This window comes from Rhodococcus sp. RCBS9 (genome assembly GCF_029457415.1).
Classification (GTDB): domain Bacteria; phylum Actinomycetota; class Actinomycetes; order Mycobacteriales; family Mycobacteriaceae; genus Rhodococcus_F; species Rhodococcus_F qingshengii.
In genome coordinates this window covers 3,145,001-3,157,719 of the sequence record NZ_CP120422.1, presented here as the reverse complement: position 1 = coordinate 3,157,719, position 12,719 = coordinate 3,145,001, and the positions used below count along the sequence as shown (strand labels likewise).

8 protein-coding genes and 2 rRNA genes are annotated in these 12,719 nt (G+C 59.4%); 7 read left to right on the top strand and 3 right to left on the bottom strand.

Features of this window, described 5'->3' with window-relative positions; all coding sequences use genetic code 11:
* The first annotated feature begins 199 nt into the window (after positions 1–199).
* Genes P0M12_RS14920 through P0M12_RS14890 form a run of 7 tightly spaced genes read left to right on the top strand, consistent with a single transcriptional unit; the run spans position 200 to position 7,188 of the window.
* Complete coding sequence (locus tag P0M12_RS14920; protein ID WP_007732494.1) at positions 200–1,777, top strand: ABC transporter substrate-binding protein; 1,578 nt, start codon at positions 200–202, stop codon at positions 1,775–1,777.
* Between the two features lie 4 nt (positions 1,778–1,781).
* On the top strand, positions 1,782–2,786 hold the full coding sequence (locus P0M12_RS14915; protein ID WP_198035682.1) for an ABC transporter permease: 1,005 nt from the start codon (positions 1,782–1,784) through the stop codon (positions 2,784–2,786).
* The gene (locus P0M12_RS14910) at positions 2,786–3,733 is read left to right on the top strand and encodes an ABC transporter permease (RefSeq protein WP_007732498.1); all 948 of its coding nucleotides are present in this window, start codon (positions 2,786–2,788) and stop codon (positions 3,731–3,733) included. Before P0M12_RS14915 ends, P0M12_RS14910 begins: the two co-directional genes overlap by 1 nt.
* A gap of 3 nt (positions 3,734–3,736) precedes the next feature.
* Complete coding sequence (locus P0M12_RS14905; protein ID WP_007732500.1) at positions 3,737–4,570, top strand: ABC transporter ATP-binding protein; 834 nt, start codon at positions 3,737–3,739, stop codon at positions 4,568–4,570.
* Positions 4,567–5,433: an ATP-binding cassette domain-containing protein gene (locus tag P0M12_RS14900; RefSeq protein ID WP_007732503.1), complete on the top strand. Its 867-nt coding sequence runs from the start codon at positions 4,567–4,569 to the stop codon at positions 5,431–5,433. Before P0M12_RS14905 ends, P0M12_RS14900 begins: the two co-directional genes overlap by 4 nt.
* Positions 5,433–6,392: an aldo/keto reductase gene (locus tag P0M12_RS14895; RefSeq protein WP_277377884.1), complete on the top strand. Its 960-nt coding sequence runs from the start codon at positions 5,433–5,435 to the stop codon at positions 6,390–6,392. Before P0M12_RS14900 ends, P0M12_RS14895 begins: the two co-directional genes overlap by 1 nt.
* A gap of 34 nt (positions 6,393–6,426) precedes the next feature.
* On the top strand, positions 6,427–7,188 hold the full coding sequence (locus P0M12_RS14890) for an aldolase/citrate lyase family protein (RefSeq protein ID WP_007732505.1): 762 nt from the start codon (positions 6,427–6,429) through the stop codon (positions 7,186–7,188).
* 63 nt (positions 7,189–7,251) lie between these two features.
* On the opposite strand, the gene P0M12_RS14885 is transcribed toward P0M12_RS14890, so the two are convergent.
* The 3 genes from P0M12_RS14885 to P0M12_RS14875 form a co-directional block, all read right to left on the bottom strand.
* Complete coding sequence (locus P0M12_RS14885) at positions 7,252–8,676, bottom strand: aldehyde dehydrogenase family protein (RefSeq protein ID WP_007732506.1); 1,425 nt, start codon at positions 8,674–8,676, stop codon at positions 7,252–7,254.
* A gap of 412 nt (positions 8,677–9,088) precedes the next feature.
* A 5S ribosomal RNA gene (gene rrf / locus P0M12_RS14880) occupies positions 9,089–9,205 on the bottom strand.
* 153 nt (positions 9,206–9,358) lie between these two features.
* Positions 9,359–12,493 (bottom strand): 23S ribosomal RNA (locus P0M12_RS14875).
* Positions 12,494–12,719: the final 226 nt, after the last annotated feature.

The window sequence follows — 12,719 nt, the reverse complement described above, 5'->3', positions numbered from 1 at the left end:
CCCCTTTCGGTCTGAATCGAGTTTGCACAGCATCGCAAACGATGCGCGAAGTACGCAATCGAAGTTACGGGACTTGCGCGAAGTGCGCAACAGTGCCATTGTGAGCTGAGTTACAAGCGAGAGCCCGACGCGATTGTTCACCAACAGTCCGCTCGGAGCGTCGCCCCCACGCTGCCCCGTCAGGATCGAAAGGTCACCGATGACCAATACTCGTTTGCGAACACCACAGCTCTCCCGGCGATCCTTTCTGCAGTTCACCGGGCTGATCGGTGGCGCAACGCTTCTGGGCACGACTGCCGCGTGCGCCGGCCCTACCGGGAAACCGACACAGGACACCCTGGTGCTCGGGCTCAACCGCTCGCTCGTCAGCCTCGACAACAAACTCAATCAATTCGACGCAGCAGTCACGGCTCAACGTGGCGTCAGACAAGGTCTCACCCGGATCGGCGACAATCTGACACCGCAACTCGTTCTCGCTGACAGGTTCGAATCGACCGGCCCGACCGAGTGGACGGTTCGACTCCGCGAGGGCATCCGTTACTCCGACGGCACACCTGTGCTGATCGACGACGTCACGACGGCAATGCAGATGTACCAGCAGGTCAGCGGATCGTTTGTCGCACCGCAGTTCCCCGAGTGGCCGACGGTCGTCCCCATCGACGATCGCACCTTCATCCTTCGGACGAATTCCCCGGTGCCGGTTCTGGACTCGCTCATGTCCAACATCTTGATCACCCCGGCCGCTGCCAACGAACCCAACGAACTGCAGAGCGGAATCGGGTCGGGACCGTTCGTCGTCAGCGAATCGAACCGGGGCACCGGCGATTACACACTTGTCGCCAATGACAACTACTGGGGCCCGGCCCCCGGCGTTCGTCGTGTTCAGGTCCGCTTCATTCCCGAAGAGGCCGGCCGCGTCGTCGCGCTTCGGAGCGGCGAGGTCGACGTCATCGACTCGATCAGTCCCGATTCCGCCGAACAACTCGCCGATCTGCCTGGTGTCCAGGTGGACACAGTACCGAGCACACGCATCAACCAACTGTTCTTCAACTTCCGCAAGCCCGCCGATCACCCACTGTCCAATCCGCGTGTCCGAGAAGCTCTCACGTATGCCATCGACGGTGAGTCACTCGCTCGGGACGTGCTGATCGGTTCCGCAGTCCCGGCCACCGGCCCCGCACCGTCGACCTTGGACGGAGCCGTGAAAACCGGTACTTACCAATATGATCCACGGAAAGCGCGGCAAATGCTCGAGGCCGAAGGTGCCGACGACCTCGAACTCACCTTCATCTGGGAAACCGGAGAGTTCACCAACGACGTCTCGGTGATGGAATCGGTACTCGAAATGATGAAGGCCGTGGGAGTACGCGTCAAACTCCAGCAGTTCGAACCGGGCGGTGACATCTCGTCCTGGCGCCAGGGCAAGACCGGCGACTGGGATGTGCTGGGCAACGGCTACGGCAACCAGACCGGACTTGCACTGACCACGTTGCAGGGGATGTACGCCGGCACAGCGGAGAAGGAAGCAACTCGCGACACCTATCACGGGTACGTCTTCCCCGAAATCACCGCGAAGATCCAAGCCGCATCCAGTGAACCAGACCCGACCAAGCGCGCCGCTCTACTCGACGCCGCACAACAAGACATCTGGAACACCTGGCCTTGCCTGTGGAGCTTCGTACCCAACGCACTCCTTGCGAAACGCACTCGTGTACAAAATGTTTCACTGACCCCAATCAACTCCTACGACCTCGGCGCCGTCCGATTGGAGGCCTGAGGCGATGACTCTCACCGCTCCGAAACCGCAAACCGCTCTCGGAATCTCTCCGCGTCGACGCACAAGGATCAACCCGACCGTCAAATACGTGCTCAAACGTCTGGCACAGAGTGCCTTGACGATCTTCCTCACGCTCACAACAGTGTTCGTCCTGATCCGAATGGCACCCGGCGATCCTGCCTACGCCTTGGCCGGACCGCTGGCCAGCACCGAGGATCTCGCACAGATCCGTGCTGACATGGGCTTGGACAAGTCGGTGTTCTCCCAATACCTGATCTACCTGTGGGACCTCGTCCACCTGAATCTCGGCACGTCGTACTCGTTCCAGGCGCCGGCCATGGACGTTGTCCTCGGCCGTCTCCCGTACACCATCACCCTTGCCGTCAGCTCCATTCTGTTGACCGCCGTGCTCTCGATTCCGCTGGGCGTGTGGATGGCCCGTCGCGCGGACACCAGACGTGAACTCGGTGCGAACGTCGTAGCCGTCGGCGGGCAGTCCATGCCGGAGTTCTGGAGCGGCCTGATGCTGGTGACGATCTTCGCGGTCTTGATCCCAGTACTCCCGGCAGCCGGTTTCACCACATGGCCGTCGTTGATCCTGCCTACCGTCACCATCGCCATCCTTCAGATCGCGTTGATCTCCCGGATGGTTCGACGCGAAATGGTCTCGGCCTTCGCTTCTCCGTACATCACGGTCGCACGCTCTCGCGGAGTATCGGAACGCGAACTCACCTGGCGATATGCGATGCGTAATTCGGCGATTCCGATCGTCACCGCGCTGGGCACCAGATTCGCCGGAATGCTGAACGGCGTCGTGGTGGTCGAGGTCGTGTTCGCCTGGCCTGGTGTCGGCTCGCTGGTGGTCCGCGCACTCGAGACTCGCGACTACCCGCTCATCCAGGCCACCGTGCTTGTCACCGCGGTTCTCGCCGTGCTCGTGCAACTGGCAGTGGACCTCCTCTACCCCCTCCTGGATCCACGCGTGCGACTCGGAAAGGGCGCCAACTGATGACTACCGTCTTGGAACCTCCAACAACTCCACGCGCCAGCGCGGTCACCGAGGCAGACTTCGCACGCGCCGGAGCCACGCGCCGTAAGCGAGACAGCCGAGTCAAGATCTGGACCGGCTCGATCTGCGCGCTCCTGGTGATTCTTCCTGTTGCATTGGCGGGACTACTCCCCCTTGCAGATCCGAACCAGACCAACCTGAGCAGTCGACGGCTACCGCCCCTCACCGACGGCCATCTGTTCGGCACCGATCAGTTGGGACGAGATCTGCTCTCACGGATCCTGCACGGCGGCCAGGTGTCTCTGACGATCGGTATTCTCGCCGTGATCGTCTCCGGCGTCATCGGCATCGTCGCCGGATCCGCCGCGGGGTACTTCGGTGGTTGGGTCGACACCGTGATCTCCCGCCTACTCGAAGCACAGCTTTCTCTGCCTTTGCTGATGATGCTGCTTCTCGTTGTTGCGCTGTTCGGCCCGTCCATTCCCGTCATCACGTTTGTCATCGCGATCGCACAGTGGCCCGAAGTCGCACGGTTGACTCGCTCATTGGTACTCGTCGAACGCGAAAAGCCTTACGTAGCTGCAGCTCGAGTCCTCGGACTTACCCGCATGGCCATCCTGCTTCGTCACGTCATTCCCAACATCGTCAAGCAGGCATCGCTCGTCGTCCTGCTGCTGCTCGCGCAGGCCGTACTGCTGGAAAGTTCGTTGAGCTACCTCGGCGCCGGACCGCAACGTCCATTCGCTACCTGGGGACGAATCATCGCCGACGGCCAGGACTACATCACCACGTCATGGTGGATCGTCACGTTGACCGGTCTGATGATCGTGCTGCTGGTCGTCGGAGTGAACCTACTCGGCGATGGTCTGCGCGATCGTCCTGCAGGTTCGAAACGACTGGGCGCAAGCCTGTTCGGGCGTGGCAGCGCCCAGAAAGCGAAGGCGTGAGACATGGGAAATCTACTACGGGTCGACGATCTCCAGATCGAACTTGTCACGGCGAACGGCGTCATCCGAGCCGTCGACGGCGTGTCCTTCTGCATCGACGCCGGTGAAACCGTCACCATCATCGGTGAATCCGGCTCCGGAAAGTCGACGACAGCCATGGGGATTCTCGGACTGCTTCCGGACGATCTTGCGGTTCTTTCCGGGAAAGCCGTGTTCAAGGGTCAGGACATTCTCGGAAACACGAAGATCCTGAACGATATTCGCGGAAAACACATCGCGCTCATCCCCCAGGACCCGATGACGGCTCTGAGTCCCGTCCACACCATCGGTAGCCAACTTCGAGAAGCAGTGCGCCACAGCGGTGTGACCGCGAAGAAGCAACAAATCGAGCGGGCAGTGCAACTGCTCGAGCAGGTACGCATTCCGTATCCGGATCAGCAACTCGACAAGTACCCGCATCAACTGTCGGGTGGAATGTTGCAGCGCGTCCTGATCGCCGGCGCTCTTGCTGCCGGCCCCGAACTGATCGTGGCCGACGAACCCACCAGCGCACTGGACGTAACCGTTCAGGCCGGGATTCTGGATCTATTGCTCGAGTTGCAGGAGCGCACCGGCATCGGAATGCTGGTCATCACTCACGATCTCGGAGTTGCGCGGTTGGTCTCCGATCGCATCTACGTGATGAAGGACGGACGTTTTGTCGAGACCGGTAGTGCCGACGTTCTCGTCGACTCACCGCAAAGCGCCTACACACAAAAGCTTCTCGACGCCATACCTCAACTGGGGCCTTGGGACGGCGACCCCGCCCGTTCAACACAGATCGGAGCCTCGGCATGACCCGCCACGAAACGCCACTTCTCGCCGTCGAAGATCTCGTGGTCGAGTATCCGGTTCCCGACGGAGTTTTCCGAGCCGTGGATGCTGTGAGCTTCTCGGTGGAAAAGGGCAAGACCTTGGCCATCGTCGGCGAATCCGGATGTGGCAAGTCGACCATCGCTCGATCGATCGTCCGACTCCTCACACCGACCAGTGGACGCATTCTCGTCGACGGCAATGACATCGCGCAGATGTCGGAGAAGTCGCTGCGCCCCTACCGCTCTCGCGTTCAAATGGTGTTCCAAGATCCGTACGGATCGCTCGACCCTCATCTGACTGCCGAGGACATCATCGGAGAACCACTGCGCCTCAAAGGTGTTCGGAGCAAGTCTGAACGTGCAAAGGCAGCAGCAGAACTCGTCGATCGCGTTGGCTTGCCCAGCTCGGCACTACACCGGCGTCCGGCGGAGTTCTCAGGAGGCCAACGTCAGCGCATCGGAATTGCTCGTGCACTTGCCAGCGGACCCGAGATCCTGGTCTGCGACGAAGCGACCAGCGCTCTCGACGTGTCGGTGCAAGCGCAGGTACTCGAGCTCCTACGTGAAATTCAGGCCGATACCGGTCTGACGTACGTTTTCATCTCACACAACTTGGGCGTCGTCCGAGAAATCAGCGAGACCGTAGTCGTGATGTCGAAAGGAACCATCGTCGAATCCGGTTCCACAGACACAGTTCTCGCCAGCCCGCGCGAGCCGTACACCCGCGCACTACGAGGCGCTGCTCTCGATCCCACCACCATGGTCGGCATCAAACCACGCCACGTGGTGGCAGCCCTGTCCAAGAACTTGCTAGCCAAGCAGACCGAATCACGAGGAGTTGCCTGATGACCGCCCCACTCGAGCTTCCGAAACTGGTGCTCGGCACCATGACATTCGGAGACACGGTCGACATATCGGGCGCCGGATCGATGCTCGACGCAGCACTAGGCGCCGGTATCTCTCACATCGACACGGCCAACGGCTATGCGAGCGGCGAGTCCGAGCGCATGCTGGCAAAGCTGCTCCACGGCCGACGCGATTCCGTCACTCTGGCCACCAAAGCGGGAATGCCGCATCCCGATGCCGGCGACAACAGCCCACTCTCGACAGAGGGGCTCCGAGCAAGCGTCGAAGGAAGCCTGCGCAGACTCGACACGGACTACGTCGACCTGTTCTATCTCCATCAGCCGGACCGAACCGTCACGCTGACCGAAACTCTCACCACCGTCGCGGAACTGGTTGCCGAGGGCAAGATCCGCACACTCGGCGTATCCAACTTCGCAGCGTGGCAAATCAGTGAAATCAACTACACCGCAGACACAGTCGGAGCTCCCCGACCGATCGTCGCACAGCAGCTCTACAACTTGCTCGCGCGTCGCATCGAAGAAGAATACGCAGAATTCGCGGACGTGACCGGACTGACCACCATGGTCTACAACCCACTCGGTGGGGGCCTGCTCACGGGGCGCCACACCTTCGACGAAAGTCCCGCCGACGGCCGATTCGGCGACTCACGTCTTGCGTCGATGTACAAGGAGCGATACTGGAACACACAGATATTCGACGCGATCGCTCAACTGACGGCAATCGCAGAGCAGTCGGGCATCTCCCTGACCGAGCTTGCGTTGCGCTGGCTGGTCAGCAAGCCCGTCGCCGGATCGCTGCTCCTCGGAGGATCCAAAGTAACGCACCTCGAATCCAATATCGCGGCCATCGGGCGAGGTCCACTCGACGCCTCGACCGTCGAAGAGTGTGATCTCGTCGGTGCCGCCCTACGAGGCCCCATGCCCAACTACAACCGCTGAAACACCCGACCTTCATCAGGAAGAGTTCTTCACTATGTCAGCACAGGAATTCGCCGCACGCATCCGAGGACGCGAACGCATACTCGGATATTGGTCCGTCATCGACAGCCCGATCTCGACCGAATGGATCGCGCACGTCGGCTGGGACTACATTGCCCTCGACATGCAGCACGGCCTGATCGGCTATTCGGGGATGGTCGCCGGGCTCACCGCCATCGACTCGTCACCGTCCACCGTCGGGATGGTGCGCGTCGAGGCAAACAACCCGACGCCCATCGGCCGTGCACTCGACGCGGGCGCTGTGGGCGTCATCGTTCCGCTGATCAACAACGCCGAAGAGGCAGCGGCCGCCGTGGCAGCCGCCAAGTATCCGCCTTTCGGCATCCGCTCCTACGGACCCATGCGCTCGCAACTCCGTATCGGCCCCGTTCCCGCCGACGCGAACCGCGACACCGTTGTATTTGCGATGATCGAGACCCCACAGGGTCTGGCGAACGTCGAAGAGATCTGCGCAGTGCCCGGATTGGACGGCGTGTACGTCGGGCCGTCCGACCTACGAATCGCCGTCGGAGGTAAGCACTCCAACGATCCGGACGTCGCCGAGGAATTCGAATCAGCGCTCACCAGGGTGCGCGAAGCTGCCGCCGTCAGCGGAGTCGCTGCGGGAATCCACACACCTTCCGGTCAGGTTGCGGCACAACGGCTCGGGGAGGGCTACACGTTCGCGACCGTGGCCTCGGACCTGACACATCTGGCGAACATCTCGGCTCAGCATTTGGATGCCGCCAAGTCCTGATCCGGGTACAAAAATGGCGATGCTCCCGCACTTGGTACGGGAGCATCGCCATTCTCGAACAAACTATCTCTGAATCGCCTTGATCTCGAGGAACTCTTCGAGCCCGAACGTGCCGGCCTCGCGCCCGACGCCCGACTGCTTGTACCCACCGAACGGAGCATTCGTGTTGAAGGCGCCGCCGTTCACCTCGACCTGCCCGGCACGCAGTTGCCGTGCGACGCGATCCGCGCGATCGGGGTCACCTGACCAAACGCCACCGGCCAGTCCGTACTCGGTGCCGTTAGCGATCCGCACTGCGTCGGCCTCGTCTTTGTAGCCCATGATCGAGAGGACCGGTCCGAAGATCTCCTCGCGCGCAATGGTCATGTCTTCGGTCACGTTCGCGAACACCGTCGGACCGACGAAATATCCACTGGCCAGACCGGTTTCGCGACCGTCGACAACCGCGGTGGCGCCTTCCGACACACCTTTCTCGATGTATCCGCGAACGCGTCCCAGCTGATTCGCGTTCACCAGAGGACCAAGCACCGAAGTCGGCTGAGTCGGATCACCTACCGGGAAATGAGCGGCGACCGCAGCAGCAATTGCCGCTGCCTCATCCACCTTCTCCGCGGGAACCAACATACGCGTCAGCGCCGAACAGGTCTGGCCCGAGTTGATGAAGCACTTTGCGACGCCGTCCGTGACAGCCTTTTCGAGATCGGCGTCGTCGAGAATGACGTTCGCCGACTTGCCACCCAGCTCGAGCGAGACCTTCTTGATGGTGTCCGCGGCAACGATGGCCACTCGCTTGCCTGCCCGAGTCGACCCGGTGAAGGAGACCATGTCGACTTCCGGGTGGCCGGCGATGGCTTCACCCACTACCGGGCCGTAGCCACTTACCAGGTTGAATACACCTGCAGGCAAACCAATTTCGTCGAAGATGTCAGCGAGAGCGTACGTGATGAGTGGCGCAACCTCGGTGGGCTTGAGAACCACGGTGCAGCCCGCCGCGAGCGCACCGCCAACCTTCAAGACAACTTGGTGGAGCGGGAAGTTCCAGGGAGTGATAGCGCCGACAACACCCGCAGGTTCGCGAACAATCAGCGAATTCCCGACCTCGTGAGCGTCGAAATCATAAGTGCGAGCCAATTCGGCAAATGCATTCAAATTCGCGAGCGGCATTCCGATTTGCACGGGCTTCGCGAATCCGATCGGCATTCCCATATCCTGCGAAACCAGCGCCGCAAGATCATCGGTACGTTCGGCAATAATCGCCGCGGCTTTGGAAAGATATTCGGCTCGCTCGCCGCCGGATAGTGCAGACCAAGCGGGGAAAGCCTTTCGTGCTGCCTTCGCGGCCGCATCGACATCTTCGACAGTGCCTTCGGCGACAGTTCCTATCAGCTCTTCGGTAGCCGGATTGAGAACGTCGATCCGACCGCTGCCAGTGGATTCGATCCAGGCGCCATCAACATAGATTTTGGTGCGGTCGAGAATATCGGTCATCGAAGCCTCCGTAGTCATCACGTGTGCACAGGTGAGGTGGGCCCGATCACACGGGGCACCTCTTCCGAGCCTAGCCACGCTCGACGGGTTCCGTGGCAGGTTGGTGTCGCGATTGACCGTCGACTGACGAGACCTGTGGTGCGCGCACGCTTTTCAGTGATGGTGTGAACGTACCGTTCCCCTCGCCCAAGAGGGTGAGCGTGCCGTTCACTCCATGCCGGGGTGCCGGCGGCGTGCCCGCCCCTTTGATGGTGTGAACGGTACGTTCGGTCGATCTGAGGCGACGAAAGTGCCGTTCGCTCGAAGTCGGGGGTGCCGGCGGCGGTGCTTTCGGGTGTTGGTGATGGTGGGGGTGTTTTGGGTACGAGAAAGCCCCCCAACCAGTACTGGTTGGGGGGCTTCTCTAATGTGTGTTCGGCGGTGTCCTACTCTCCCACACCCTGTCGAGTGCAGTACCATCGGCGCTGAAGGGCTTAGCTTCCGGGTTCGGAATGGGACCGGGCGTTTCCCCTTCGCTATGACCGCCGTAACTCTATGAAACTGTCACAGTAACCTTCTTCTGATCACCTGGTTTCACCACCCGTCAACACCAGTTTCTGGTGTTGGGGGATGGAGAAAACAGGGTTTCTCATCAGTATCTGTGTGTTGTTTCAGATACCGCACAGTGGACGCGTAGCTTCTTTGTGGTAAGTCCTCGGCCTATTAGTACCAGTCACCTGCATGCATTACTGCACTTCCAGTTCTGGCCTATCAACCCGGTGGTCTGCCGGGGGCCTTACCCCCTCGAGGGGGTGAGAAACCTCATCTTGGAACAGGCTTCCCGCTTAGATGCTTTCAGCGGTTATCCCTTCCGAACGTAGCTAACCAGCGGTGCTCCTGGCGGAACAACTGGCACACCAGAGGTTCGTCCGTCCCGGTCCTCTCGTACTAGGGACAGCCTTCCTCAAGTTTCTAACGCGCGCGGCGGATAGAGACCGAACTGTCTCACGACGTTCTAAACCCAGCTCGCGTGCCGCTTTAATGGGCGAACAGCCCAACCCTTGGGACCTACTCCAGCCCCAGGATGCGACGAGCCGACATCGAGGTGCCAAACCATCCCGTCGATATGGACTCTTGGGGAAGATCAGCCTGTTATCCCCGGGGTACCTTTTATCCGTTGAGCGACACCGCTTCCACTTGCCGGTGCCGGATCACTAGTCCCGACTTTCGTCCCTGCTCGACCTGTCAGTCTCACAGTCAAGCTCCCTTGTGCACTTGCACTCGACACCTGATTGCCAACCAGGCTGAGGGAACCTTTGGGCGCCTCCGTTACATTTTGGGAGGCAACCGCCCCAGTTAAACTACCCACCAGGCACTGTCCCTGAACCAGATCATGGTCCGAGGTTAGAGGTCCAATTCGATCAGAGTGGTATTTCAACAACGACTCCACGATAACTGGCGTCACCGTTTCACAGTCTCCCACCTATCCTACACAAACCGAACCGAACACCAATACCAAGCTGTAGTGAAGGTCCCGGGGTCTTTTCGTCCTGCCGCGCGTAACGAGCATCTTTACTCGTAATGCAATTTCGCCGAGTCTACGGTTGAGACAGCTGAGAAGTCGTTACGCCATTCGTGCAGGTCGGAACTTACCCGACAAGGAATTTCGCTACCTTAGGATGGTTATAGTTACCACCGCCGTTTACTGGGGCTTAAATTCTCAGCTTCGCTCCCGAAGGAACTAACCGGTCCTCTTAACCTTCCAGCACCGGGCAGGCGTCAGTCCGTATACATCGTCTTACGACTTCGCACGGACCTGTGTTTTTAGTAAACAGTCGCTTCTCACTGGTCTCTGCGGCCCCACCCAGCTCAGACAGTAAATGTCGTCACCAGACAGGGCCCCCCTTCTCCCGAAGTTACGGGGGCATTTTGCCGAGTTCCTTAACCATAGTTATCTCGATCGCCTTAGTATTCTCTACCTGACCACCTGTGTCGGTTTGGGGTACGGGCCGTGTGAAAGCTCGCTAGAGGCTTTTCTCGGCAGCATAGGATCACTGAATTCGCCTCAATCGGCTACGCATCACGTCTCAGGCTTGTGTGCGACCCGGATTTGCCTAGGTCACGCCCTACACGCTTACACCAGTATTACCACTGACTGGCTCAGCTACCTTCCTGCGTCACCCCATCGCTTGGCTACTACCAGATCAGGTCCCATGCATCCACCAACTCGAGACCCGAAGGTCTTCTCGTGGCTTCAGGATGGTTAGTATCACTGATTCACCATGGGCGCGTTCACACGGGTACGGGAATATCAACCCGTTGTCCATCGGCTACGCCTGTCGGCCTCGTCTTAGGTCCCGACTCACCCTGGGCGGATTAACCTGGCCCAGGAACCCTTGGTCATTCGGCGGACGAGTTTCTCACTCGTCTTTCGCTACTCATGCCTGCATTCTCACTCGTGTGGCCTCCACGGCTAGGTCACCCTGCCGCTTCCATGGCCACACGACGCTCCCCTACCCATCCACACACCTGCCAGAAAATCCGTGGATCAACTGGGGGCTATCGCGTGAATGCCGCAGCTTCGGTGGTGTACTTGAGCCCCGCTACATTGTCGGCGCAGGATCACTTGACCAGTGAGCTATTACGCACTCTTTCAAGGGTGGCTGCTTCTAAGCCAACCTCCTGGTTGTCTTCGCGACCCCACATCCTTTTCCACTTAGTACACGCTTAGGGACCTTAGCTGGCGATCTGGGCTGTTTCCCTCTCGACTACGAACCTTATCGCCCGCAGTCTCACTGCCGCGCTCTCACTCACCGGCATTCGGAGTTTGGCTGATTTCGGTAAGCTTGTGGGCCCCCTAGACCATCAGTAGCTCTACCTCCGGTGAGAAACACGCGACGCTGCACCTAAATGCATTTCGGGGAGAACCAGCTATCACGGAGTTTGATTGGCCTTTCACCCCTACCCACAACTCATCCCCTCAGTTTTCAACCTAAGTGGGTTCGGTCCTCCACGACGTCTTACCGTCGCTTCAACCTGGCCATGGGTAGATCACTCCGCTTCGGGTCTAGAGCATGCCACTACGATCGCCCTATTCGGACTCGCTTTCGCTACGGCTACCCCACACGGGTTAACCTCGCGACATGCCACTAACTCGCAGGCTCATTCTTCAAAAGGCACGCCATCACCCCCAGCAGTAAACTGCTCGAAGGCTCTGACGGATTGTAAGCGCACGGTTTCAGGTACTATTTCACTCCCCTCCCGGGGTACTTTTCACCTTTCCCTCACGGTACTAGTCCGCTATCGGTCACCAGGGAGTATTCAGGCTTATCGGGTGGTCCCGACAGATTCACACCAGATTTCACGGGCCCGGTGCTACTTGGGTTTCCATTACAACAGTCACAAAGTTTTCGTGTACGGGATTCTCACCCTCTACGACAGGCCGTTCCAGACCACTTCCACTAACCCTGTGATTTCTTACTGTTGGCCAACACGGCAGTATTGACAAAATGAACCCCACAACCCCACGAATGCAACGCCTGCCGGCTATCACACACCCATGGTTTAGCCTCTTCCGCTTTCGCTCGCCACTACTCACGGAATCACGGTTGTTTTCTCTTCCTGTGGGTACTGAGATGTTTCACTTCCCCACGTTCCCTCCACACGCCCTATATATTCAGGCGCGGGTAACACGACATCACTCGTGCTGGGTTTCCCCATTCGGACATCCTCGGATCACAGCTCGGTTGACAGCTCCCCGAGGCTTATCGCAGCCTCCTACGTCCTTCATCGGCTCCTGGTGCCAAGGCATCCACCGTACGCTCTTCATTACTTACAACAAAGATGCTCGCGTCCACTGTGCAGTTCTCAAACAACACACAAACAACCACATACACGTTGACACCAACACCCACCAAAGTGGACCGGTATGACAACTGCAGTCATTTGTCGTTACTTCCTTCGAGGAAACACTCGCGTGTTCTCTCAGGACCCAACAGTATGTCGATATATTGTTCGTCGGTTTCCCACAGAGGAGAAACCGTACGACGATCAAGTTTGTCAGC